26 protein-coding genes are annotated in these 24699 nt (G+C 68.4%); 16 read left to right on the top strand and 10 right to left on the bottom strand.

Annotated elements, in window-relative coordinates; all coding sequences use genetic code 11:
- Window positions 1-27: 27 nt before the first annotated feature.
- The 9 genes from A5771_RS08100 to A5771_RS08060 all read left to right on the top strand — a co-directional run bounded on the left by A5771_RS08100 (window position 28) and on the right by A5771_RS08060 (window position 8950).
- On the top strand, window positions 28-882 hold the full coding sequence (locus tag A5771_RS08100; protein WP_064854694.1) for an ABC transporter ATP-binding protein: 855 nt from the start codon (window positions 28-30) through the stop codon (window positions 880-882).
- Window positions 879-1697 carry an NUDIX hydrolase gene (locus tag A5771_RS08095; RefSeq protein ID WP_064854693.1) on the top strand — a complete coding sequence of 273 codons (819 nt, stop codon included), beginning with the start codon at window positions 879-881 and terminating at the stop codon, window positions 1695-1697. The genes A5771_RS08100 and A5771_RS08095 overlap by 4 nt, the downstream gene beginning before the upstream one ends.
- Window positions 1694-2428, top strand: coding sequence for an enoyl-CoA hydratase (locus A5771_RS08090; protein ID WP_082947136.1), 735 nt, complete (start codon window positions 1694-1696; stop codon window positions 2426-2428). The genes A5771_RS08095 and A5771_RS08090 overlap by 4 nt, the downstream gene beginning before the upstream one ends.
- An 82-nt stretch (window positions 2429-2510) precedes the next feature.
- On the top strand, window positions 2511-3521 hold the full coding sequence (locus A5771_RS08085; protein WP_064854691.1) for a histidine phosphatase family protein: 1011 nt from the start codon (window positions 2511-2513) through the stop codon (window positions 3519-3521).
- 131 nt (window positions 3522-3652) lie between these two features.
- A complete protein-coding gene (locus tag A5771_RS08080) occupies window positions 3653-4744 on the top strand; it encodes a histidine phosphatase family protein (protein WP_064854690.1) in 1092 nt (363 codons plus the stop codon).
- A 160-nt stretch (window positions 4745-4904) separates the two neighbouring features.
- Window positions 4905-5963, top strand: coding sequence for a histidine phosphatase family protein (locus A5771_RS08075; protein ID WP_064854689.1), 1059 nt, complete (start codon window positions 4905-4907; stop codon window positions 5961-5963).
- A gap of 34 nt (window positions 5964-5997) precedes the next feature.
- The gene (locus A5771_RS08070; protein WP_064854688.1) at window positions 5998-6966 is read left to right on the top strand and encodes a class I SAM-dependent methyltransferase; all 969 of its coding nucleotides are present in this window, start codon (window positions 5998-6000) and stop codon (window positions 6964-6966) included.
- Window positions 6963-8171 carry a THUMP-like domain-containing protein gene (locus tag A5771_RS08065; protein ID WP_207545410.1) on the top strand — a complete coding sequence of 403 codons (1209 nt, stop codon included), beginning with the start codon at window positions 6963-6965 and terminating at the stop codon, window positions 8169-8171. The genes A5771_RS08070 and A5771_RS08065 overlap by 4 nt, the downstream gene beginning before the upstream one ends.
- 77 nt (window positions 8172-8248) lie before the next feature.
- Window positions 8249-8950: an esterase gene (locus A5771_RS08060; RefSeq protein ID WP_064854687.1), complete on the top strand. Its 702-nt coding sequence runs from the start codon at window positions 8249-8251 to the stop codon at window positions 8948-8950.
- A 16-nt stretch (window positions 8951-8966) separates the two neighbouring features.
- On the opposite strand, the gene A5771_RS08055 is transcribed toward A5771_RS08060, so the two are convergent.
- Entirely contained in the window at window positions 8967-10253 is a 1287-nt protein-coding gene (locus tag A5771_RS08055) for a PQQ-binding-like beta-propeller repeat protein (protein WP_109401068.1), read from the bottom strand.
- Window positions 10254-10356: 103 nt separating this feature from the next.
- Here A5771_RS08055 and A5771_RS08050 point away from each other — a divergent pair, with 103 nt between their 5' ends.
- The 6 genes from A5771_RS08050 to A5771_RS08025 all read left to right on the top strand — a co-directional run bounded on the left by A5771_RS08050 (window position 10357) and on the right by A5771_RS08025 (window position 15316).
- Window positions 10357-11097, top strand: a complete 741-nt coding sequence (locus tag A5771_RS08050; RefSeq protein WP_064854686.1) for an acyltransferase — start codon at window positions 10357-10359, stop codon at window positions 11095-11097.
- 60 nt (window positions 11098-11157) lie between these two features.
- Window positions 11158-12543 (top strand): cryptochrome/photolyase family protein, encoded by a 1386-nt coding sequence (locus tag A5771_RS08045; protein WP_064854685.1) that lies wholly within the window; start codon window positions 11158-11160, stop codon window positions 12541-12543.
- A gap of 149 nt (window positions 12544-12692) precedes the next feature.
- Window positions 12693-13184 (top strand): TspO/MBR family protein, encoded by a 492-nt coding sequence (locus A5771_RS08040; protein WP_064854684.1) that lies wholly within the window; start codon window positions 12693-12695, stop codon window positions 13182-13184.
- Between the two features lie 4 nt (window positions 13185-13188).
- The gene (gene fni, locus A5771_RS08035; protein WP_064854683.1) at window positions 13189-14232 is read left to right on the top strand and encodes a type 2 isopentenyl-diphosphate Delta-isomerase; all 1044 of its coding nucleotides are present in this window, start codon (window positions 13189-13191) and stop codon (window positions 14230-14232) included.
- Window positions 14233-14457: 225 nt separating this feature from the next.
- Window positions 14458-14916: an SRPBCC family protein gene (locus A5771_RS08030; RefSeq protein WP_064854682.1), complete on the top strand. Its 459-nt coding sequence runs from the start codon at window positions 14458-14460 to the stop codon at window positions 14914-14916.
- Window positions 14917-14929: 13 nt separating this feature from the next.
- Entirely contained in the window at window positions 14930-15316 is a 387-nt protein-coding gene (locus tag A5771_RS08025; RefSeq protein WP_082947118.1) for a hypothetical protein, read from the top strand.
- Window positions 15317-15357: 41 nt separating this feature from the next.
- Here A5771_RS08025 and A5771_RS08020 read toward each other — a convergent pair whose 3' ends face one another.
- Window positions 15358-16107 (bottom strand): DUF1990 family protein, encoded by a 750-nt coding sequence (locus A5771_RS08020; RefSeq protein WP_064854681.1) that lies wholly within the window; start codon window positions 16105-16107, stop codon window positions 15358-15360.
- A gap of 310 nt (window positions 16108-16417) precedes the next feature.
- Here A5771_RS08020 and A5771_RS08015 point away from each other — a divergent pair, with 310 nt between their 5' ends.
- On the top strand, window positions 16418-17149 hold the full coding sequence (locus tag A5771_RS08015; RefSeq protein WP_064854680.1) for a DUF1990 family protein: 732 nt from the start codon (window positions 16418-16420) through the stop codon (window positions 17147-17149).
- Window positions 17150-17156: 7 nt separating this feature from the next.
- Here the strand turns inward: A5771_RS08015 and A5771_RS08010 are convergent, their stop codons facing one another.
- From A5771_RS08010 to A5771_RS07975, 8 genes are read right to left on the bottom strand one after another with little or no spacing between them, the layout of a single operon-like run.
- On the bottom strand, window positions 17157-18152 hold the full coding sequence (locus A5771_RS08010) for a DUF5914 domain-containing protein (protein WP_064854679.1): 996 nt from the start codon (window positions 18150-18152) through the stop codon (window positions 17157-17159).
- Window positions 18149-19669, bottom strand: coding sequence for an FAD-dependent oxidoreductase (locus A5771_RS08005; RefSeq protein ID WP_064854678.1), 1521 nt, complete (start codon window positions 19667-19669; stop codon window positions 18149-18151). The genes A5771_RS08010 and A5771_RS08005 overlap by 4 nt, the downstream gene beginning before the upstream one ends.
- Complete coding sequence (locus A5771_RS08000; RefSeq protein ID WP_064854677.1) at window positions 19666-20391, bottom strand: class I SAM-dependent methyltransferase; 726 nt, start codon at window positions 20389-20391, stop codon at window positions 19666-19668. Before A5771_RS08000 ends, A5771_RS08005 begins: the two co-directional genes overlap by 4 nt.
- Window positions 20378-20689, bottom strand: coding sequence for a lycopene cyclase domain-containing protein (locus tag A5771_RS07995; protein WP_064854676.1), 312 nt, complete (start codon window positions 20687-20689; stop codon window positions 20378-20380). The genes A5771_RS08000 and A5771_RS07995 overlap by 14 nt, the downstream gene beginning before the upstream one ends.
- A complete protein-coding gene (locus A5771_RS07990; RefSeq protein WP_064854675.1) occupies window positions 20686-21009 on the bottom strand; it encodes a lycopene cyclase domain-containing protein in 324 nt (107 codons plus the stop codon). The genes A5771_RS07995 and A5771_RS07990 overlap by 4 nt, the downstream gene beginning before the upstream one ends.
- Window positions 21006-21968: a phytoene/squalene synthase family protein gene (locus tag A5771_RS07985; protein WP_064854674.1), complete on the bottom strand. Its 963-nt coding sequence runs from the start codon at window positions 21966-21968 to the stop codon at window positions 21006-21008. Before A5771_RS07985 ends, A5771_RS07990 begins: the two co-directional genes overlap by 4 nt.
- On the bottom strand, window positions 21965-23488 hold the full coding sequence (gene crtI, locus A5771_RS07980) for a phytoene desaturase family protein (protein WP_064854673.1): 1524 nt from the start codon (window positions 23486-23488) through the stop codon (window positions 21965-21967). Before crtI ends, A5771_RS07985 begins: the two co-directional genes overlap by 4 nt.
- On the bottom strand, window positions 23485-24585 hold the full coding sequence (locus tag A5771_RS07975) for a polyprenyl synthetase family protein (RefSeq protein WP_234783000.1): 1101 nt from the start codon (window positions 24583-24585) through the stop codon (window positions 23485-23487). Before A5771_RS07975 ends, crtI begins: the two co-directional genes overlap by 4 nt.
- Window positions 24586-24699 lie beyond the last annotated feature (114 nt).

The following is a 24699-nucleotide window of genomic DNA, read 5'->3' as shown; positions in this document are numbered from 1 at the left end:
CGGGCCGGGGTACGGCACCATAGGGCCGTGCCCGACACCGGACGCCCCGGCCCGCTTGCAGCGGCCGATCAAGATCTGCTGATCCACTTCGAGGGCGTTTCGCTGTGCCGTGACGGGCGCTCCCTGGTGGGCCCGCTGGACTGGTCGGTGGAACTTGACGAACGCTGGGTGATCATCGGGCCCAACGGCGCCGGCAAGACCTCGCTGCTGCGGATCGCCGCCGCCACCGAACACCCGTCCTCGGGCGCGGCCTTTGTGCTCGGCGAGCAACTGGGCCGGGTCGACTCCACCGAACTGCGGGCTCGGGTCGGATTGAGCTCCTCGGCGCTGGCGCAGCGGATTCCGGACCACGAAACCGTCCGCGACCTGGTCATCTCGGCGGGCTATGCGGTGCTGGGGCGCTGGCGGGAACGCTACGACGCCATGGATCACGACCGCGCCGTGGACCTACTGGAGAGCCTGGGCGCCGAACACCTGGCCGACCGCACCTACGGCACGCTGTCCGAGGGTGAGCGCAAACGGGTGCTGATCGCCCGCGCCCTGATGACCGACCCCGAGCTGCTGCTGCTCGACGAACCGGCGGCGGGCCTGGACCTGGGTGGCCGGGAGGAACTGGTCGCCCGGCTGGCTGATCTGGCCGCCGACCCGGACGCGCCGGCGATCGTGCTGGTCACCCACCACGTCGAGGAGATTCCGGTCGGTTTCAGTCACTGCCTGCTGCTGGCCGAGGGCCGCACCGTGGCGGCCGGTCTGCTCAGCGATGTGATGACCGCCGAGAACCTGACCGCCGCGTTCGGCCAGTCGATCTCCTTGGACGTCATCGACGGGCGATACTTCGCCCGCCGGACCCGCGGCCGGGCCGCCCATCGGAGGCGCGCATGAGCGCCGCACAGCCGCCGCCGTTGCCGACCCGGCCCGCCGCGACGGTGATGTTGGTGCGCGACGGGGACAGGGGGAACGGCCCGCTGGATGTGTTCCTGATGCGCCGCCACGCCGCCATGGAGTTCGCCGCCGGGGTGATGGTGTTTCCCGGCGGCGGGGTCGACAACCGCGACCGCAGCACCGAGATCGCCTGGGTCGGGCCGGACCCGTCCTGGTGGGCGCAGCGCTTCGGCGTCGAGATCGATCTGGCCGCCGCGCTGGTGTGCGCGGCGGTGCGGGAGACCTTCGAGGAATCCGGCGTGCTGTTCGCCGGCCCCGCCGACGACCCGCAGCGCGTCGTCGCCGATGCCTCGGTGTATGCCGAGGCCCGGCGCGCGCTGGCCGTCGGCGAGCTGTCGTTCGCCGACTTCCTGCGCACCGAGAATCTGGTGCTGCACGCCGAGCTGTTGCGGCCGTGGGCGAACTGGGTGACACCCGAGGCCGAGCGCACCCGCCGCTACGACACCTACTTCTTCGTCGCCGCGCTGCCCGACGGGCAGCGCGCCGACGGCGAGAACACCGAGTCCGACGGCGCCGGCTGGGTCACCCCCGACGCCGCGATCGCCGACTTCGCGGCAGGACGCAGCTTCCTGCTGCCGCCGACCTGGACCCAACTGGATTCGCTGGTCGGGCGCAGCGTGCAGGACGTGTTGACGCTGGAGCGCCAGATCGTGGTGACCCAGCCGACGCTGGCCCGGCACGGCGACAACTGGGAGATCGAGTTCTTCGACTCGACGCGCTATAACGAGGCGCGCGGAACGCGGTGGCCCGGATGAGCGAATTCGTCACGCTCCACCCGTCGCCGGCCGGAGTGGCCACCCTGGTGCTGTCGCGTCCGCCGAGCAACGCCTTGACCCGTCAGGTCTACCGGGAGATCACCGAGGCGGCCGTGGAGGTCTCGGCGCGCGACGACGTCGCCGCGGTGGTGTTGTTCGGCGGCCACGAGATCTTCTGCGCCGGTGACGACGTTCCCGAACTTCGCACCCTGATCCCCGCCGAGGCTGAGCGCTTCGCGGCCGTCCGCCAGGACGCCGTGGAGGCGGTGGCGGCGATCGGCAAGCCGACGGTGGCCGCGGTCACCGGCTACGCGCTGGGTAGCGGCCTGGCGCTGGCGTTGGCGGCGGACTGGCGGGTCAGTGGTGACAACGTCAAGTTCGGCGCCACCGAGATCCTCGCGGGCCTCGTTGCCGATGGGGCGGGATTGGCCCGATTGACCCGCACCATCGGGGCCAGCCGCACCAAGGAGTTGGCCTACAGCGGGCGGTTCTTCGATGCCGAGGAAGCGCTCGCGCTGGGCGTGATCGACGATATGGTCGCCCCCGACACGGTCTACGACGCGGCGATGAGTTGGGCCGGCCGGTTTGTCGACGCCCCGCGGCAGGCGCTGGCCGCGGCCAAGGCATCGATCGACTCCGTGGCCACGCTGCCCCCGGCCGAGCGGGCCGCGGCGGACCGCCGCCGCTACGCACAAGCGTTCGCCGCCGGACTCGGCGAAAACCCCCGATAATCACCCGTTCTAACTCTCTTATCAGCTAACGTTCAGTCACGCGGCGATGTTCGCCGCGTGCCGGCGTCAGGGAGAGAGACCAATGCAGCCACTTGCCCCCCGTCCGTGGATCACCGCGACCGTTGCGCTGGTCGCCGCGGGAGCCGTCGCGGCCCCGCCGGTCGCGACGCCGCCGCCTGACGTCGCCGCGGTGGACATCCTGCTGACCGCCCAGGACATCACCCTGGACCTGGTGCGCCACGGCGAGTCGGTGGACAACGCCGAAGGCTATTTGGGCACCTTGGCGCCAGGTGCGGAGCTCACCGATCTCGGCCGGCAGCAGGCGGCAGACGTCGCCCCGGCGATTCATGAGGCGTTCCCGGACGGAATCGCCGGGCTCTTCGCCTCGGAGATGATCCGCGCCCAGCACACCGCCCAGCCGCTAGCGGACCTGCTGGGAATGGAGGTCACGCACCTAGCCGGGCTCAACGAAATCCATGCCGGATGGTTCGACGGGCGCGAACTCGACACGCTCACCCAGATCGCCTACGCCCTACCGACATTGATGTGGGTCATGGGTCAGTACTGGGTGCCGATGATGGGATCAACGATCGACCCCAACGGGGTGGCGTTCAACGACCGCGTCACCGACGCGATCGAAACCGTCTACAACCACACCGTCTCCGACCAGGACAACCCGCTGAGCAGCGCGGTGTTCGCCCACGCGGGCACGATCGCGATCTGGACGTTGATGAACGTCAAAAACCCCGACTTCGGGCTGGTCATCAAAGAGTTGCTCGACACCCACACTCCGCTGGCCAACACCGGCCAGGTCGTGATCGAGGGCAATCCGACCGACGGCTGGACGCTGGTCAGCTGGGAAGGGCACGAGGTGTCGGCCACTCCGGACCTGCTCACCGGATTGTTCGTCGACTGGCGCGATCTCACCACGGCGCCGCAGATCGCCGCCTGGCACATCCTGGAGGCCTTCCAGGGCGGCGACCAGGCCGACATCACCGCCGCCCTGCAGACCGGATTCGACCAGGTCGTCGCGGCCTTCACCGCCTTCCCGCAGGCGGTCATCGACACCCTCAGCGGGGCGTTGAGCGGCTAGTCGCGACGCGGCCGTCCGATTTCTCCGGCAACCCATTGACAGTGAGGAAAACATCAGATTAGCCTCAGGGAAGTCATTTGCGCTACGCGTCGTAGCGTAACGGAAGCCTGCCGCCCGCCGAAGGGAACGTCATGAACCACACCCGTCCGTGGATCACCGCCGGAGTCGCCCTCATCGGCGCCGGTCTTCTCGCCGTCACCCCGGTGGCCCCGGTAGGCGGGCCGCTGTCCGCGGTCGCGGCCATGCCCGGCATCCAGCTCACGGCCGCCGACATGGTGCTCGACCTGGTGCGCCACGGCCAGTCGGTGGACAACGTCGAGGGCGTCATCGGAACGCTGCCGCCGGGGGCGGCGCTCACCGATGAGGGTGCGACGCAGGCGGCCTATCTCGCCGACCCGGACAACCCGCTGCGCCTGGCCGACCCGAGCTTCTATGACGGGGTCTACGCCTCGGAGTTCCTCCGGACCCAGCAGACCGCGACCGACTGGCTGACGGCCGCGGGCGCGTCGGAGACCTCGCCGACGGTCCTTGCCGGTCTCAACGAACTCAACGCCGGCCTCCTGGAAGGCGGCTCGCAGTCCAACCAGGCGATGGCGCTGCTGTACCTGGCCGCACCGCTGGCGTGGATGTTCGGCCAGTACTGGGTGCCGCAGCTGGGTTCGACGATCGACACCAACGGGATGGCGTTCCAGGACCGGTTCAGCGACGCCGTCGAGACGATCTACAACAACGGCGGCCCGGTCGACGCCGACGGCAACCTCAATAGCGTGGCGTTCTCCCATGCGGCGGCGATCTCCACCTGGGTGATGATGAACGTTAAGAACCCCGATTTCGAGATCTACTTCAAGTCGTTGATGCAGGGGTTGTTGCCCAACACCGGCCAGGTGGTGATCGAGGGCAACCCGACCGACGGCTGGACGCTGGTCAGCTGGAACGGCACCGAGGTGGCGGAGAACCCCGGACTGCTCACCGGGCTGTTCGTGGACTTCCGCGATCTGATGGTCGCGCCGCAGATGGCGAGCTGGCACATCATGGAAGCCCTTCAGGGCGGGGACCCGGCCGACATCACAGCCGCGCTGCAGACCGGCTTCAACGACGTGCTGGCCGCTTTCGCCGCATTCCCGCAGGCGGTCATCGACACCATCACCGGGTCGGTGGGCGACACCGCCGCCAGCAGCGCGGCCGAGGCGGTCGGCGACGTGGTGGCGGGGCTGGCCGGCTGAACCTAGGGCTTGGCCGGGCGCTGCCGTGAACCCGCAGCGCCCGTCCTCGGCATCTGAAAGCCGATATCGAATTCCCTGAAAGTTTGGTATTGCCCGGCTCGCTGTGGAATATGTATCGTGAGACGAGTCACACGGTGTCCTGCCAGGGGAGGAAACGGACATGCAGCGACTTGTCAACCATTCGTGGGTGATCACCGGGGTCACGCTGGTCAGCGCCGGCTTTGTGGCCGGCACACCGGTGACGGCGCCGCCACCCGCCGGCGCGGTCGCCTTCGACATTCGGCTCACCGCCGAGGACATCACGCTCGATCTCGTGCGGCACGGGCAATCGACCGACGACCTCAATGGCATTCTCGGCACCATGCCGCCCGGCGCCCACCTCACCGACTTGGGAGAACAACAGGCCGCGCAGGTCGCCCAGGACATTCAGCAGGAGTTTCCGGGCGGTATCGCCGGCATCTACGCCTCGGAGCTGGTCCGGACACAAGAGACCATGGCCGCGCTGGCCGCGCTGCCCGGGATGCCGGACGTGACGGTGCTGCCGGATCTCAACGAGATCCCCGCCGGTCTCTTCGAAGGACACCCCCGCGACCTGATCACCGAAGCCAACTTCTTCCTGCCGATGGCCTCATGGATTCTCGGCAACCTCTTGGTCTCGGAGCCCGGCACCAACTACAACGGGGTGGTCTTCGAGGACCAGGTCAACCAAGCCGTCCAGACGATGTACGACAACACCATCGCCGCTGACGGCCCGACGACCGCGGTGGCGTCTTCCAGTGGCGGGGACATCGCCATCTGGATTCTGATGAACGTCAAGAACCCCGATATCTGGCCGATTCTGCAGACGGTGCTGGAAAACGGCGGTCCGCCTCCCAACGCGGGCGAGGCCATCCTGGCGGGCAACCCCACCGACGGCTGGACGCTGGTCAGCTGGGACGGCATCGCCGTGCCGGCGACGCCGGATCTGATCACCGGATTGCTCGTCGACTACCGCGATCTGATCACCGCGCCGCAGATCGCGTTGTGGCACCTCTGGGAGGCCATCCAGGGTGGTGACTCTGCCGACATCAGCACGGCGTTGCAGACCGGCTTCAACGACGTGCTCGCCGCGTACGAGGCCTTCCCGCAGGCGGTGATGGACACCATCACCGGCGCATTTGGGGGTGGCGCCGGCGGGGCCGCGGACTCGCTGGCCGACGGCTTGCTGGGAGCGATCTGACCCGAGGTCGGCCCAGCCGTTAGGCTGACTCGCTATGACGAGTACGGACCCGACGCCGAACCCGCACGCCACCGCCGAGCAGGTGGAGGCCGCCCGCCACGACAGCAAGCTCGCTCAGGTGCTCTATCACGACTGGGAGGCCGAGCAGTACGACGAGAAGTGGTCGATCTCCTATGACGAGCGCTGCATCGACTATGCCCGGGGCCGCTTCGATGTGATCGTGCCGGCGGCCGACCGGGACAAGCTTCCCTATGACCGGGCTCTGGAGCTGGGCTGCGGCACCGGGTTCTTCCTGCTGAACCTGATGCAGTCCGGGGTGGCGCGGCGCGGGTCGGTGACCGACCTGTCGCCGGGCATGGTCAAGGTCGCCACCCGCAACGGCAAGGCCCTCGGCCTAGACGTCGACGGCCGGGTCGCCGACGCCGAGGGCATCCCGTACGAGGACAACACCTTCGACTTGGTGGTCGGCCACGCGGTGCTGCACCACATCCCCGACGTGGAGCTGTCGCTGCGTGAGGTGGTCCGGGTGCTCAAGCCCGGCGGCCGGTTCATCTTTGCCGGCGAGCCCACCACGGTCGGCAACTTCTACGCGCGCCGGCTGGCCGACCTGACCTGGAAGACGACGGTCGCCGCGATGAAGCTGCCCGGGATGGGCTCCTGGCGCCGGCCGCAGGAAGAGCTCGACGAAAACTCCCGTGCCGCTGCGCTCGAATGGATCGTGGACCTGCACACCTTCGAGCCGCGCGACCTCGAGCGGATGGCGACCAACGCCGGGGCTGTCGAGGTGCGCACCGCCAGCGAGGAGTTCACCGCCGCCATGCTGGGCTGGCCGGTCCGGACCTTCGAGTCGACCGTCCCGCCGGGCAAGCTCGGGTGGGGCTGGGCGCGATTCGCCTTCCGCAGCTGGACCGCCCTGAGCTGGGTGGACGCCAACGTGTTGAGCCGGGTGGTGCCCAAGGGCTGGTACTACAACGTGATGGTCACCGGGGTCAAGCCCTCCTGAGCTACCGCTTCTCGCTGGCCGACATCGGCTACCTGCGGTCGGCGGCCGGTACCGCCGCCCTGGCCGAGGCAGCGGACCTGGCCCTCACCGATGCCAGCCGCGTCGCCGACATCGCCACCCTGCGGGGTCGCTTCGGTGACCGGACGCCGGCCCTGGCCGAGACCATCCTGCTGCGGCGCCGGGCGGCGGCCAAGCTGGCCGAGCTGCCGGACACCTCGCAGTGGCTGTTCACCGACGAGGCGCTGCAGCAGGCCAGCGCCGCACCGGTGGCCCGACACCGCGCGCAGCGCATCACAGCGGCAGCGCCACATGCCGTCGTGCACGACGTGACCTGCTCGGTCGGTACCGAATTGGCAGCGCTGTCCGAGGTCACCGCCGCTGTGCTGGGCAGCGACCTCGACCCGGTTCGGCTGGCCATGGCGCGCCACAACCTGGGCGGGGCGGCCAGGGTCTGTCTTGTTCAAGCCGACGCGTTGACCCCGGTCAGCCGCGACACCGTGGTGCTGGCCGACCCGGGCCGTCGCGGTGGTGGACGGCGCCGCTTCGATCCGGCCGATTACGAACCCGCCCTGGACCGGCTGCTGGATGTCTACACCGGACGCGATCTCGTCGTAAAGACCGCTCCGGGAATCGATTTCGAGAAGGTCGAGATGCTCGGCTTCCAGGGCGAGATCGAAGTCACCTCCTGGCGGGCCTCGGTACGCGAGGCCTGCCTGTGGTCGCCCGGACTGTCCGGGCCCGGTGTGCGCCGCCGCGCGGTGATCCTCGACCGCAACGAAGAGATCACCGACGCCGAACCCGACGACTGCGACATACGCCCGGCGGGGCGGTGGATCATCGATCCGGACGGCGCGGTGGTGCGTGCCGGCCTGGTACGCCAATACGGTGCCCGGCACCGGCTCTGGCAGCTCGATCCCAACATCGCTTACCTGTCTGGAGATGAATTACCCTGTGGGGTAAGGGGATTCGAGATACTCGAGACGTTGGCCTATAGCGAGAAGCGCCTGCGTCAGGCGCTGGCGGCGCTCGGCTGCGGCGCCCTGGAGATCCTGGTGCGCGGCGTGCGCGAGGTACAGGCCGACCCTGATGGCTTGCGCCGGCGGCTGCGGCTGCGTGGGCAGGTGCCGCTGTCGGTGGTTATCACCCGCATCGGGAGCGGGACAATGGCTCGGACAATTGCGTTTATCTGCCGTCCATCCCGGTGAGCGGCCCGGTAGGCTATCGGCTTCGGGGCCATTCCTGCTTGCTGCGGCAAGTCGAGACAAAGCGAGACGAACCGACAATGCGCATCGTGGTGGCCGCCCTGTTGGCGGGCGGGGCAGTAAGCGGGTGGTTGGGCCTAGTCGGCCCCCCCTCGGCGATGGCGGCCTCGCCGTGTGCCGAACTGGGCGGAAACGTCGAGGCCGGCGGGCTGTGTCACGTGCACTCCTCGAACTCCAGCTACACCCTGGACATGAAGTTCCCGGTTGACTACCCCGATCAGCAGACCCTGACCGACTACCTGGTCCAGAACCGCGACGGATTCCTGACCGTCGCCAAGTCGCCCGGGTCGCGCGACCTGCCCTATGAAATGGACGCCACCTCGGAGCAGCACCGGTCGGGTCAGCCGCCCAAGGGAACTCAGAGCGTCGTGCTCAAGATCTTCCAGGACCTCGGCGGCCCGCAGCCCTCCACCTGGTACCAGTCCTTCAACTACGACTTGGCCGCCCGCAAGCCGATCACCTTCGAGACGCTGTTCGCGCCGAACAGCAAGCCGCTGGAAGCGATCTTTCCGGTCGTGCAGCGCGACCTCGAGCGCCAGACCGGCGTGCCGGCGATCCTGATCTCGCCGGGCTCGGGAATGGACCCGTCGCACTACCAGAACTTCGCCATCACCAACGAGGACGTGATCTTCTACTTCGCGCCCGGCGAGTTGCTGCCGATGAGCGCCGGTGCCACCTCGGTGAAGGTGCCGCGCACCGCGCTGCCGCCGCTGGCCGTCTAGGCGGCCGGGAGCGACCTCAGGCGGGGGCGAAGCTGAAAACCTGCCCGGCGCTGGTGGCGGCCACCACCCGACGGTCGTGGCCAACCGACACCCCGAGCGGAAACCCGCGCGATTCGGGCAGCGGATAGCTGTTGACGGTATGGCCGTCGTTGGGGTCGAACACCAGCAGCGACAATCCGGCCGGGCCGACACTGGTACCGGCGACGACGGTGTAGCCGACCTTTCCGGCCAGGCTCGACGACGACAGCGGAGTGGTGTCGTCGCGGCGCCACACCTGCTCGGCGTACTCGCCGCGGTCGGCGAACGCGACCAGGTCGGTGTCCGGCCCGCCGCCGGAGACGATCAGCCCACCGGGCGTCACCGCCGGCGGGGTCTGGGCCAGGAACTTCAGCGGCACCGACCATTTCGCCTTCCCGTCGGCGGCGTTGATCGCCCAGAGCCGTTGGTCGCGCCCGTTAACGTAGACGGTCGCGCCGTCGGCGGACAGCACCGGGCTGGCCAGCACCCCGGCGGCGACGGCGTCGCTGGTCCACTCCTGGGTGAGCAGGGGAGTGCCGCCCGGGTGGTACTTGATGCCGACCAGTCCGGACTCGGTGGCGCCGGGCTGCCACAGGCTCACCACCACGGTGTTGCTCGCGGGTGAGAAGGCGGGGGCGGCCGCGACCGGGCAGTCCGGCCCGGCGGCGGCGCAGTCGGACAATCCACGGCGGAAATCGGTCGGGTCGACGCCGTCCACCAGGTCCAGCGGGGTGCCGACGACGGTGCCGCGGTGCGCGTCGAACACCAGTGTCTGCCCCAGGTGGGTCACCACCAGCAGTAGGCCGTCGCCCAGGATCCGCGGCGTCGAGGGCATCCCGATCACCGGTGCCCGCCAGCGGATCCACTGGGTGGGCGGAAACGACAGCATCGCACCCGGCTGGCCGACGTAGACGTTGTCGAAGCCGTCGATGAGCGGGCCGAAGAACCCGCCGCCCTGATGCAGCCGGGTACACCAGCGCTGCCTGCCGTGCTCGGCGTTCTCCCACTGCATCAGCGAACAGCCGGCCTCGGTCTGCCCGTTGAGCACCAGCCAGCCGTGCACGCCCAGCGCGGGGCCGGCTCCCAGCTCGCCCTTGACCGAGCGGGTCCAGTCCAATTGCAGGTCGGTAGCCCCGGTAGTGGTGGTGTTGCTGCTGTTGGCGGCGTCGGCGTACTGGGCGGGCCAGCCCGGCGCGGGCGCGGCCTCCACCCACGAATCGGTGTTGGCGCAGCCGCCCAGCGTCACGGCCGCCGCTGTCGCCGCCGTCGTCGCGATGGCTGCCAGGACACCACGTCGCGGCAACACAGTGGCAATCCCCAATCCCCAGTCAACAAGTCCAGGTGAGGGTAGCGCGTGAGCCCAACCCGCTCGCGTAGGCTTTCCGGCCATGACGACCATGTGGGGTGCTCCGATCCACAAACGCTGGCGCGGTTCGCGCCTGCGGGATCCGCGACAGGCCCGCTTCCTCACCCTTGCCTCGCTGCGCTGGGTGTTGGCCAATCGCGCCTACACGCCCTGGTACCTGGTGCGTTACTGGCGGCTGCTGAAGTTCAAGCTGGCCAACCCGCACATCATCACCCGCGGCATGGTTTTCCTGGGCAAGGGCGTGGAGATCCAGGCCACCCCGGAGATGTCATACATGGAGATCGGCCGCTGGGTGCACATCGGCGACAAGAACACCATTCGGGCGCACGAGGGGTCGCTGCGCTTCGGCGACAAAGTGGTGCTGGGCCGCGACAACGTCATCAACACCTACCTGGACATCGAGCTCGGTGACTCGGTGCTGATGGCCGACTGGTGCTACGTCTGCGACTTCGACCACCGGATGGACGACATCAACGTGCCCATCAAGGACCAGGGCATCGTCAAGAGCCCGGTGCGGATCGGTCCGGACACCTGGGTGGCGGCCAAGGTCACCATCCTGCGCGAGACCAGCATCGGCCGCGGCTGCGTACTGGGCGCCCACGCGGTGGTCAAGGGCGTCATCCCGGACTACTCGATCGCGGTGGGCGCGCCGGCCAAGGTGGTCAAGAACCGCAAGCTGGCCTGGGAGACCTCGGCCGCCGAACGGGCCGAGTTGGCCGCCGCGCTGGCCGACATCGAACGCAAGAAAGCGGCGCGCAACTAGGCGGTCCGGCCGGAACCCCATCGCGCTGCTTGGCGCCGCCCCGGCGGGCAGACTTGACCAATGACCGCCCTGCTGTGGTTTCGCCGCGACCTGCGGCTGCATGACCTGCCGGCATTGCTGTCCGCCGCCTCGGACAGCAACGACGTGCTGGCCTGCTTCGTTCTCGATCCGCGGCTGGAAGCATCGTCGGGCCCGCGCCGGATGCAATTCCTGGGTGACTCGCTGCGGCAGCTGCGCGACGAGCTCGATGGCCGGCTGCTGGTGACCCGGGGACCGCCCGAGCAGCGAATCCCGTCGATAGCCAACGAGATCGGCGCGTCGTCGGTGCATATTTCCGAAGATTTCGCGCCGTTCGGCCGGCGCCGCGACGAGCGGGTCCGGGCGGCGCTGGGGCAGGTGCCGCTGGTCGCATCCGGATCGCCCTACCTGGTCTCCCCAGGACGTGTGCTCAAAGACGACGGAAACCCCTTCAAGGTGTACACACCGTTCTTCCGGCGCTGGCGCGAGCACGGGTGGCGGACCCCGGCCCGGTCTGACCGGGCCTCGGCGCGCTGGCTGGACCCGCAGGACCTGCCGACACGGTCGGCCGAACCGGTGGACATTCCCGACGGCGGGGTGGAGATGACCCTCGCGGCCGGCGAGGCAGCGGCGACACGCCACTGGAAGAACTTCGTCGAGACCGGGCTGGAGCGCTACAGCGAGGACCGTAACCGCCCGGACCGCCAGAGCAGCCGGATGTCGGCGCACCTGAAGTTCGGCACCATTCACCCGCGCACGATGCTGGTCGACTTGGATCTGCGCCGCGCCGGCGCCCAGGCCTATCTGCGCGAGTTGGGGTTCCGGGATTTCTACGCGGCGGTGCTGTATCACTGGCCGCGCAGCGCCTGGTGGAATTGGAACCGAAATTTCGACGCCATCGAGACCGACACCGGCGCCGAGGCGCAACGGCTTTTCGAACTGTGGAAGGCCGGCGAAACGGGATTTCCGATCGTCGATGCCGGGATGCGTGAGCTCAACCAGACCGGTTTCATGCACAACCGGGTCCGGATGCTCACCGCGTCGTTTCTGGTGAAAGACCTGCACCTGCCCTGGCAGTGGGGCGCGCGCTGGTTCTTGGAGCAACTGGTCGACGGAGACATGGCCAGCAACCAGCATGGGTGGCAGTGGTGTGCGGGTTCGGGCACCGACGCCTCACCGTATTTCCGGGTGTTCAACCCCACCACCCAGGGCGACAAGTTCGATCCCGACGGCGCCTATGTCCGACGGTGGATTCCGGAATTGGCCGACGTCGACGACGTCCATCTCAAGTGCGGGGATCGTCCGCCCGGTTACCCGGACCCCATCGTCGACCACGATGCCGAACGCCGGGAAGCGCTGCGCCGGTATCAGTTCGTCGGGCCGAAGTCAGAGAGCGGATCAGACGGCAATCGACGTTCGCCGAATTAATATTCTAGAAAATGAAAAAGATCGCGGGTCGCGTTAGAGTGGCGGTTGATCCGCATCGAGCGCGGCGTGCGAACCCGGAAGGGCCAGGCATCCGATCGTCACCCACGGGGTATACGCCAGCGGTACCCACAACTGGTGAAAGGGCCGGTATGCGCATCCCCACCCTGCTCGGCACCGCGGCTGCCGTCCTGCTGACCTCCGCGCTCGGCGCCGCCGCGACCACCCCGGCGGTCCGATCAACGTGGTATGACCACCTGCGCAAGCCCGCCTATCAACCGCCCCGGCAGGTGTTTCCGGTGGTGTGGCCGGCCCTCTACGCCGACATCGCCATTGTTTCGGCGTCGGCGATCGACCGGTTGCGCGACGCCGGGCAGGACGGTGAGCAACGGGCCTATCAGGCCGCGCTCGCTGGCAACCTGGCGCTCAACGCCGGTTGGTCGTGGTTGTTCTTCAACCGCCGGCGCTTCGGCGCCGCCACGCTGCTGAGTGCGATCCTCACGGCCAGCAGCGCCGACCTTGCCCGTCGAGCGGTCAGCGTCGATAAGGCGCGGGCAATACCACTGGTGCTGTACCCGCTGTGGTGCGCCTTCGCCACCGTGTTGTCCGGGCACATCTCGGTGCTCAATCGCCGTCAGCGGTAGCGCCATGAGTGCGGAGCCCGAGTTGGTCGCCTCCCGCAAGCGGCGACACATCGATGTGTGCCTGACCGAACGCGTTGAGTTCGAACGGGTGTCGACGGGCCTGGAGCGCTACCGGATGCCGTACAACGCGCTGACGCAGACCAGCCTCACCGGCATCGACATGGCCACCGACTTCCTCGGGGTTCGGCTGCGAGCTCCGGTGTTGATCGGCGCCATGACCGGCGGTCCCGCGCTGGCCGGAACCATCAACCGGAACCTGGCCGCCGCCGCCCAGGAGCTGGGCATCGGGATGATGCTCGGTTCGCAGCGAATCATGCTGGAGCCGGACATGACCGAACAGGCGGCGGCCAGCTTCGCGGTTCGCGATGTGGCGCCCGATGTCTTGCTTATCGGCAATATCGGGTTGGCGCAGTTGTCGCAGGCCGCGGCTCCGGCCATTGCCGCAGCGCTTGACCGGGTCGGGGCGGACGCCCTTGCGGTGCATACCAATCCATTACAGGAGGCACTGCAGCGCAACGGCGACACCGACTTCTCGGGTTCGCTGGGCAGGCTGGGCGAGTTCGCCGCTGCAATCGGGTACCCCCTGCTGTTGAAGGAGGTCGGCCACGGGATCGGCGCTGCAGCAGTGGGCGAACTGCTCAGGTGCTGCCCGGAGCCACCGGTGGCGGCGATCGATGTCGCGGGTGCCGGGGGCACCTCATGGGCGCGCGTCGAGCAGTATGTCCGTTACGGTCACCTGCGCTACCCGGATCTGGCCGAGTGGGGCATCCCGACCGCCCGGGCGATCTGCGAAGTCCGGGCTGCCCTGCCGGAGATCCCGTTGGTCGCATCCGGCGGCATTCGCACCGGCATGGACGCGGCCAAGGCGCTCGCCCTGGGCGCCGACGTCGTCGCGATCGCGCGACCGCTGCTGGCCGCCGCGATCGAATCGGCGGATTCGGTGTCGGCCTGGCTGCACCGATTCATCGAGGAACTGCGCATCTGCATGCACGGTTGCGGGACGCCGGATCTCGCGGCACTGCACACAGTTCAGCTAGCCGCTGAGTGACGACTACCGCTTGATGCTGCGCGTTTGGACCGCCAGCTCATCCTCGTAGGTCGCCATCGCCTCGGTCATCGCCACGAATCTCGGTGCTCCGCTGGGACGGTGCCTGACCGTCAACATTTATGTCTCGCGTAAAGCACTGCTGGGCAGCAGGTTTGACTGCTGGCCCGGTGCGGGTAGCCGGTCTGGCAGCACCGAATGGCAGGACTTCGATCGAGAGGACAGAGCATGACCAGCAACATCACCGCCAGGGTGGACGTGAATCGCCCCATCCGCACCGTCTACAACCAATGGACCCAGTTCGAATCGTTTCCGCAATTCATGGAGGGCGTGGAGCGGGTCGACCAGCTCGATGACACCCACCTGAAGTGGCGGATCAGCGTCGGCCCCGCGAGCCGCGAATTCCGGGCGACCGTGACCGAACAGCACCCCGAGGAGCGGGTGGCGTGGCACTCGGACGACGGACCCGACCACGCCGGCGTCGTCACGTTTCACCGAATCAGCGATGACGTCACCCGCGTGACGGCGCAGATGGACATCGACCCGGAGGGGTTCGTCGAAAACGTCGCCGACAAACTCGGCATTCTGGACCGTCGGGTTCACGGGGATATGGAGCGGTTCAAAGAATTCATCGAAAGCCGGCCGGTGGAAACCGGAGCATGGCGCGGCGACGTGCAACGCTCCTGAGCGTCGGATCAGGGTGACGCATTTGCCAGCGTTCGACTTCCACTTCACCCGGCCCTACCTGATCGCCGGGTTGCTCTTCGGCGTCAGCCCGTCGACATGCGAGGTACGAGTGAGCAGCGGCGGCGTGGCAATCCGATTCGGGCCGTGGCGAGCGAACGTCGAGCGGGACAACATCGCCGACGCTCAGATCACCGGCCCGTATCGTTTTCTCAAAACCGCGGGGCCGGCACACTTGTCACTTGCCGATCGGGGCATCACCTTCGCGACGAATGCCGAGCAGGGGGTGTGCATCAGGCTGCACACCCCGATTCGCGCGATCGAGCCGACCGGCCTGCTGCGCCATCCCGGCGTCACTGTGACCGTCGCCGACTGCGAGGGGTTGCTGGGCGCGCTCGTGTGACGCGACGCGGGGGAGGCGACACATGGCCCGACGGATCGTGATCACCGGTGCCGCCGCTCGACCGCCCGTTCGGCTTGCAGACAGCTGGCCAGGGCGCGCGGCTCACCGACGACCCGGGTCGTGATCGTGACACCGTCTCGCGGCTTTCCGCCGGTGAGACGGGCAGCGGATAGGCAGAACCGAATCCACATGTTCACTTGGATCTCGCTGCCGACCCACAGGTGCCGGTAGAGCAGATCCACCACCCGGTTAGCCGACCGTGCCCACACCTCGATCTCGAACCGCAGCCCGGCGTTTCGGTCGTGAGCGCGGAACTCGATCTGCCCTGCTTCCATGTGGCCGGCGAGGGTACCCAGCCGAAAAGAGTTGATATCGCGGTGAATGACGCGCACCGGGCCGTTCCAGGGACCCGGAATTCGGAACGTCATGCGGTCCCCGGGGTGCAACTGGCGGTGTTGGTGAGCCGGAAGTTCGACTTCGGCCGCCTCGCTGGGCACAGCGCTGTTGAGGTCGGCGCCCAGCACGCCGACAAGCTGATCGGCGCGCAGTCGCCCGTCATCGATATCGACGCCGAACACGCGGTGATACAGCGGTCCGGTACCGCTGGCCAGCAATTGGCTGCTGGGGTCAGCGAGGTGTTCGCGCGGCGCCGCGGGCGGCGCATCGCCGGCATCGCCGGGCGCCGTCGAGCGGTGCAGCGGAACGGTCGACCACGCATAGCGCCAGCTGACCAACGGCACGCCGACGCCATAGCGCGCAAGGCCGGCCCAAACGTGCCCTGGAGCGTGCATCTTCTGCCCCTTTCGTGGGATCACCGCCGCTAGCGGTAGGCGGAGGGTTACCCCAATTCCCCAGCGGGTATCGCGTTGCCATGACTCTGGAAGGACCCGGGTATGCAAGGCAGTGGTTGAGCACCGCGCTGCGGGGCGCTTCGGTCGGGTCAGTCGGATTGAGCATCGCGTTATGGATCCGAGCCAAATCGGTTGACCAGGCAGAACGGGGCAACGCCGAACGGCGCGCGTTGTTCGTCGGGCTGTGGCCACAATTCTTGTGGGTCGCCGCCGATACTGTTGCCGGTCCGCAGCGCTTCGGAGTGGGCGGATGATCGAGGCATTGCCCGGGCGCGTCGACTTCGCCGCCGAACTGGCCAAGCTGGCGCATCTGAAAATCAACTACGACGAAGCGGACGCTCCCCGGCCCGGGAATCCCGGCGACTGGCACATCGACGAGCCGAGCGCGTTCATCGCCGCCGAGCCGCCCGGCCCGCCGGTCCCCGGCGGGCCGTGGGACATCGCTTGCACGCTGGTGCGCGAGTACGAATTCGCCGACCCGCGCATCATCCGCGCGGTGTACCGGCCCGACAGCGAACTGCTGGGCCGAGACATGTTGCTCGAGGCGCGGTTTGCCGGACTTCGGTTTTATGTGGGGGTGCGGGTGACGCAGGTGGTCGACGGCTACCGCGACGGCAAGCGGGCGTGGGGATGGGCATACCAGACCCTCGAAGGTCATCTGGAGCAGGGCCGGTTGCTCTACGAAGTGACCAAAGATGAGCAGAGCGGGGAGGTGCAGCTGGTGTTGAGCGCCTACTCGCGGCGCGCCCCGATAGCGAACCCGGTGGTACGGGCCGGCTTCGAGATCTTCGGCAGGCGACTCCAGCTGTACTTCTACGCGCAGGTGGGTCGCAGGCTGCGCAGCGCGGTGGAAACCGTCTTGGCCGGCGGCGAAGCTCCGCAGCCGATACTGACGTCAGAGGGCCTGATCATGGCGCCGTCGGGCATCAGGCGCAATCCGTTTGAGCGGTTGACGATCAAAGCGCACCACTCCGGAGGGTGAGACCCGATCACTGCTTAGCCCGCACCTGGTAGCGGCGTTCGGCATAAGCCAGGTCGTCGCGCCATAACCTGGTCGCGGCCAACCGCATCAGCGGTGTGATGACCGCAGCCGCGGTGAGGGCGCGCTGAAACCCAGGCCGTTCGGAGCGCGCGATGGTGGCTTCCAGCACCGCGGTGCGCGGGCGGCCGTCGGCGGTGGAACCGATTGGTGTGGCATGGGTTTCGACGACACTGCCCACCCCTTCGCCTTCCACGATCCGCATCACGATGGTACGGGCGTCGGGCGCGGTGAACTCGGCGATGACCGGTACACCGAAGCGCCCCATCCGGAAGGTGACGGCTACCAGAAAGCGATCGTCCTGCTCGGTCGGAGTAGCCAGCACTTCCAGCCTGCTGAATGAGTAGGGGTGAAACCACCCGCCATGCCACGGGTCGAGCCGGTTGGCGATGATGTCGGCGGGCTCACAAATGCCGACCAGCCGGGCGACGGCGTGCAAGGTGTCGCCCGTCGGTCTGGCCGGAAGCACCGGCTGCTCCAGGGGTTCTTCGCCGCCGACGGCATCAAGGCGCACCCAGGCCAGCACGCCGTCGTCGTGGCTGGTCATCGGCCGCCAGCCCAGTACGCAGCTGCTGCCGTCCAGTGGCAGCCCGTGCCAGCGGCAGATCAGGACGCCGTCGAGTACCCGCCCGGTGGCCAGGTCGGCGGCAAGGTGCGGGCAACTGCGCGGCCCGACAGCCAACCGGTGCTGCGGATCGCGCCACGCCACGATTTCGACCCCGGCGACGGTGGTGCCCAGCGGCCGGTCGGGGCGCACGTCGCGGCTGGCGGCGAAGGCGTACCAGTTGCCGGTCGCTCGACGTTGGGCGCGCCGCAGCGCGGCGCTGATGATGGCCGGATCGGCGTCGGAGTAGGTGGGGGATTGCGCCGCCCACGACAGCGCGGGCAGAAGTTGCAGCGGCCAGTTCTTCGGCCATCGCCGCCGTAGGTCTCGGTGAAGACTCATGTGCCACTTCGCTTTCGCTGGTCCGCCAGCCACCTCAGCGGCCGTGATCGACCCCGGTTGGGCACAGTGTGCAGGTCGTGACCGGCAAGCCGCCACTGGCTCAGCAAGTGGTTTGCGGCGCTGAAGCCCGTGGTGGCGGCGCGTTCCATCAAGGCCACCGGCAGGTCGATCCGGATCCCGTCACCGGCCAGCACCAGGCCCGGCTGCGGGGTGCTGATCCCGGGCCGGTCCGCGTGCGATCCGGGCGGAAACAGCGGGCAGTCGGCGCGGTGCAGCTCCCGTTGCACCAGCACGCCGGCCCGGGCGGTCTCCGGATACACCGCGTGCAGCTGACGCACCGCGGCCGCTGCCGACCCGGCCGAGCCGTTGGCGTAGCAGTGCAATTCGACGACAGATCCGCGCCGCTCCCGCGCCCAAGTGCGAGCCTGGCGTTCGTAGCGCTCCAGCACGCTGATGTTGTCGAGCGGCGGGTGACCGGCCGTTCCCAGAAACGCCGGCCGGTCGGCTGCGACCGGGCGATCCAGCCATAGCCGGTGGACCGTGAACGGTGGTGCAGTACGCAGCCCCTGTATCCGCTCGCGCCACCGCTTATCGCCCAAAGCCGACGCCGAAACGATCTGCTGCAGGCCTGTCACATCGGTGGCGAGTACCACCGCATCGGCATCGAGGCATTCGCCGTTCGTGTCCACGATCCGAAACGACGGCGCCGGGTCGGCTTCGATGTGCAGCACCTCGACGCCGAGCCGGAACTCGACCCCCGCGGATTCCAGGTACTGCCGCAGCGGGTTCCACAATGCCTCGTCGTAGTTGGCGTCGGGGACATCGAAGATCAACCCCTCGCTGGAGCCCAGGAAATAGATGTGGAACATCGTCGCCAGCTCCGCGGCCGACAGCTCGGCCGGGTCGGCGAAGAAGCTGCGGGAGAACACCTCGAAGGCCAGATGCCGGGCAGCCTCGGGGAAGTTGATGGCCCGCAGAAAGGTGTCCGCGTCGATGCCGTCAAGTGCTTCGTAGACCTCCGGCACCGAGACGGCGGCCAGTGGCGCGGCCGCTCGCGCATTCAACCGGACCAGGTCGCGCAGCCGAAACGTCGGGCTGCGCAACGCGAACGCCAACGCATTCCACGGCGGCTGCTGCGGCAGGCCCCGGAACGTGTCGAGCCGGCCCGCGCCGTCGACGAGCGGATAATCGTCGACAGCAGTGAACATGCGCAGCTGCGGGTCGATCCGCCGCAGCAGAGCCCGCAGGTTGTAGTACTGGCGGAAGAACGCATGGAAGCCGCGGTTCATGGCGACCTCGGTGCGGTCGTGATGTTCGGTCCAGCCACCGACCCGGCCACCGAGGTAGTTCTCCCGTTCGGCGACGACGACCGCGACACCGCGTTCGGCCAACCCGGTCGCGGCGGCCAGCCCGGCGATTCCGGCGCCGACGATCACCACCCTCGGCCGCGACGGCAAGGCCGCGACGTTGGGCAATCCGTCAGTTGCCCGATGTAGTTGGCGGCGTGGATCGGTCATCGCGGCACATCCGCCAGGAAGGTGTGAACGATGTCGGCCTGCCAGCCGGGCACCGATTCGCTGTGCACCGCGGTGAACCCGGCGTCGTCAAGACGCCGCCGGAAGGCCGCCGCGCCGTCGAAAGCCAGCACGCTGCGCCACAGGTAGCGGTACAGGGTGGTGTCCCGGCTGCGCCACCATCCGACGGGAATGATGATGCCCCAGCACACCGCATGCCACCTCGCGATCGCCGCCGGTGAATCGCGCACGGAATACTCGTGGACCGCCAGCGTGCCGCCCGGTCGCAGCAGTTGACGGAACCGTCGCAGCTGGGCATCGGGGTCGGCCAGGTTTCGCACCAGGTAGGCGGCCAGGATGCCGTCGAAGGGCCCGGTTACACCGTGTTGGCTCAGCTCCTCGACCGGGGCGTGGACGAACCGCACCGATTCCGGCCACGGTTTCGCGCGCGCGGCGTCCAGCATGCCCGCCGAGGCGTCGACGGCCACGATCTCGGCATCGGGGGCCACCGACAGCAGGGCGGCCGTCGAGGCGCCAGTGCCGCATCCGGCGTCGAGCAGCCGCAGCCCCGTGCCGCGCCCGGGCAGCCGCATACGGCGTGCGGAGAGCCGCAGGTGGTCGTGATAGCCGGGGTTCGCGTCGACCAGGCGGTCGTAGCTGCCCGAGCCCGCGTCGAATGCCGCCGGCAGGTCGATGTGCTGCCTGCGCTGATCAACGGGGCGCACGTTGACGCTCCCAGAGCAGTAGCACCGCGGTCAGCATCGCGAAGCCGAACAGAAAGTCTTCGACGGGAATGTCGAACGGAAAGCGCAGTCCGCTGGTGTGCCGCTCGTCGTAGCTGACGATCGGAGCGCTGAGTTTGGTCAACCACCCATCGACCGGCACCTGGAAGCCGAGCGCGATCAGCATCGCCAGCCAGTAGGCCGGGCGCCGGAACAGTCCGGTGCGCAGCCAGCCCAATTCCAGTGCGCAGACGGCTATTACGCTCAGGACGGCCGGCGCGGTGTAACCCAGACCGCTCATCGTCGTCGCATCCTGGCGAGAATGTCGTCGACCGCGTTGTAGGTCAGCAGCGCGCAGAGCGGAATCACGATGAAGAAGAGCACTTCTTCGATCGGCACCCCGAACGGGATATGCAGCCCGGTGATGTATGCCGGATCGTAGGTCCACACGCGCGCAGCGACGGCCACCTCATCCCAGATCAGGAAGACCGCGGCAACCGGGAGCACCGCGCGCAGCGTCCGGCCCGGTCGCCGGTAGACGCCGCCGCCGAACACTTCCAGCGGTGCGGTGATGGCGAGGCAGGCGCCCAACACCAGCAGATATTGCCATCGATCGGTCATGCCGCACCGAACTCTGCGCGTCCCGACCCGACGGCAGTGCCGGCCCGTGCCCGCCAGGCGCGCAGCAGCCCGACGGCCGCGACTTGCGCCCGTCGTGCGTTGCCAACGGTCGCCCGGCCGTTGAACACCGCGAAGCCGCTGTCTTCGATACGATCGAGGATGGCCGAGTACAGCGTCAAAGCCGTTGCCACACAAGGCCGCGACCGCGGCGCCAGCAGCGCGATCCCGCGGGCCGCGAATCGATAGGTCTGCCGGGCGATCGCGTGTTGGGCCGTCAGGGCGCTGCGCACCTTGGGATCGGTGCGGTTTGCGTTGTGGCACCACATCAGCAACTCTCGGTCGACACCGTAGGAACGAAGTTCGTCGGCGGGTAGGTAGATCCTGTTCCGCATCAGGTCTTCGTCGACATCGCGCAGAAAGTTGGTGAGTTGGAAGGCGCGCCCGAGCGCCGCCGCGTAGGGGGCGGCCTCGTCGGTTGGCCCGATCGCCCCCAAAATCGGCAGTAGTTGCAGACCAATGGCCTCGGCTGATCCGTGCATGTAGTGGTTGAGTGCGTCACGGTCGGGATAGTCGGTGACGGTCAGGTCCATCCGCATCGAGGCCAGGAAGTCGTCGAACAGATCCTTGCTGATGCCATACCGGCGCACCGTGTGGCTGACGGCGGCCAACACGGGATCGTCGTGCCGCTCGTTCTCGGCGAAGAACTGATCGGCGAGTCGCTGGAGTTGCTCGGCACGAACCTCGGCGCCGATGGCCGGGTCCAGGTCGTCGAGGATGTCGTCGGCGTAGCGGGCGAATCCATAGAGGGCATGAACCGCGGGCCGTTGATCCGGCGCCAGTAGCCGGGTCGCCAGGAAGAAGGTGCGGCCGTGGGTGGCGTTGATTTCTCGGCAGCGGCGATACGCCGCGCGCAGCCGCGGGTCGTCGATGCCGGCGGCGTCCAACTCGCTGTGGATCATGGCAACGATGCTTTCCGGTCGAGGTGCCAGGGGTGGTGGCGGACACTTCCGGTGATGCGGTCGGCGGCGAGCCGCCCGGAGATCAGCGCGGTCGGAACCCCCACGCCCGGAACCGTCGACGAGCCGGCCAGCACCGCGTTGTCGATGCCGCGGATGGTGTTGGCCGGGCGGAACGGTCCGGTCTGGCTGAAGGTGTGCGCCAACGCGAACGGCGTACCCGCCGCCATCCCGCGGCGGGCCCAGTCGGCGGGTGTGACGATCTCGAGCACTTCGGCGCTGTCGCGCAGACCCGGCTGCAGCCGATCGCGCACGGTGTCGACCAGGCCCGCTGCGTAGGCCGGCCCGGCCGCCGGCCAGTCGACGGTCCCGGTGGACAGGTTGGGCGCGGGCGCGAGTACGTACAGCAGGTCACGTCCGGCCGGGGCCAGCCCGGGATCGCTGGCGGTGGGGCGGGTGACCAGCAGCGACGGGTCGCGCATCACTTGTCCCGCGCCGATGATGTCGGTGAAAGTCTCCTGCCACGCCTCGCCGAACAGGATGGTGTGATGCGCGGTCGCCGGCTGCACCCGATGACAGCCCACGTGTACCACCACCGCGGACGGCGAGGCCCGCAGCGCTCGGAGGCGACGGGGCGTGCGGCCCAACAGTTCATAGGTCTGGGGCAGTTCGCTGGTCAGCACCACCGCATCGCAGGGGACCGCATCATCACGGTCGGTGCGGACCGCGGTGATCCGGTCTCCGCGGCTTTCCAGCGCGGTGACCGCCGTACCGTAGCGGAACCGCACTCCGGCGCGAGAACCTGCTGCAGCCAACGCATCCGGTAACGCCCGGATGCCGCCGCGCGGAAAGAACACGCCGGCAACGGTGTCCATATAGGCGATCACCGCGTAGGCCGCCAGCGCGTGTTGGGGGGCCACGCCGGCGTAGAGCGACTGGAAGGTGAACACCCGCCGCAACCGGGGGTCGCTGATGTACCGCTTGACCATGGTGTCCCAGGCCCGGAATCCGCCGATTGCGGCCAGCCGCATCAACGGCGGGTTCAGCAGAGCCAGCGGAGTGTCGAAGTTGGCGCCGATGAAGCGGTCGATCTCGATGTGATACAGCCGGGTCAGCCAGTCCCGCAGCCTGAGGTATCCGGCAGCCTGGCCGGGGCCGGCGAACTCCTCGACCGCGCTGGCCATCCGGTCGGCATCGGTGTGGACGTTCAGCGCGCTGCCATCGGCGAATCTGGCCTCGTAAGCCGGATCCACGGCGAGTAGTTCCAGTCGGTCGGTGAGAGATTCGCCGACGGCGGCGAACGCCTCGTCGATAAGGTCGGGCATGGTCAACACCGTGGGGCCGGTGTCGATCCGGTAGCCGCCGATGTCCAGTCGGCCGGCGCGTCCGCCCGGCCACGGCTCCCGCTCGATCACGGTGACTTCTCGCCCGCGCCCGGCCAGGTGCAGTGCCGTCGATAGGCCCGACAGGCCCGCACCGACCACCACCACATGGTCGGTGCGGCCGCCTACGGTGCGCGTCATCGGGAACGCTCCGTGCAGGCGGTGGCCATATGGGCCAGCGCGGTGCGAATGTTTTCCTCGATTTCCATGTCGTCCAGCGCAATCCGGGCGGTTACCAGCTTCTCGGCGATCATCTTCTCGATGGCCTCCACCGCGCCGGTGCGCACGATCAGCGCGCGCCACCGGTCGACGGCACGGCTGTCGACGTCGTCTCGCTTCATCAGTTCGGCGAGTTCGCGTCGGGTCGGCGCGTCGGCCATGTGGTAGGCGTTGACCACGACACTGGTCGGCTTGCGCTCGCGCAGATCGTCGCCGCTGGGCTTTCCGGTGGTGTCGGGCGAGCCGAACACTCCCAAGAGGTCGTCTCGCAGCTGGAATGCTTCGCCGATCTCGCCGCCGTAGGTGCCCAACCCGGCCAGGGTGGCGTCGCTGCAGCCGGCCATGGCCGCGCCGATCTCCAGCGGACGGCGCACCGTGTAGTTACCCGACTTGCGCCGCGCGACATCGAGGACGACGTCCAGCTCCGGGCAGTCACTCAGATCGCTTGCAAGGTCGGCGAATTGACCCACTGCGAGCTCGGTGCGCATCGCGTCGTAGCGGGGCCAGGCCCGCTGGAGCTGCTCGCTCTCCAAGCCGGATTCGCGCAGCATCTGCTCGGCCCAGATCAGGCACAGGTCGGCCAGCAACACGGCGCCGGATTGGCCGAATCGTCGCGACGACCCCGACAGGCCGCGCCGGCGATGCCATTCCGCGAACTGCCGGTGCGCGGTCTGCCGACCGCGCCGGGTGGCGGAGCCGTCCATCACGTCGTCTTGCATCAGCGCGAAGGTGTGCAGCAACTCCATGCTCGACGCGGCTGCCAGCGCGGCCCGGCTGGGTCCGGCTCCACAGAGCCAGCCCAGGTAGGTGAACGTCGAGCGCAGGCATTTGCCGCCCCCGACGAAGTCGACCAAGATGTCGCCGGCGACGGGCACGCCGGTGCCGCCGAGTTCAGCCGAACGGCGAGCCGCCACGAAAGCGGCGACGGCGGCGAGCACCTGGCGCCGAATGTGCGCCTGCCAGCTCTGGAAGCATTTGCTGTCCGCGCAGGAATTCTGCGGCACGCCGACTTCGCCGATGAGCGAACACGTATGTCGTTCGACCACGGACGCTCCTTCCGCAGGCCTGTCGTTTTGGGCGATACCCGCCGTGGTTTGCACCCAAACAACGGGGAGCCGGTTAACCCATTAAAT

The sequence above is a fragment of the Mycolicibacter sinensis genome (assembly GCF_001667375.1).
GTDB classification, from domain to species: Bacteria; Actinomycetota; Actinomycetes; order Mycobacteriales; family Mycobacteriaceae; genus Mycobacterium; species Mycobacterium sinense_A.
The sequence above is the reverse complement of the archived record's forward strand: the minus strand, read 5'-3'. Positions and strand labels throughout refer to the sequence as shown.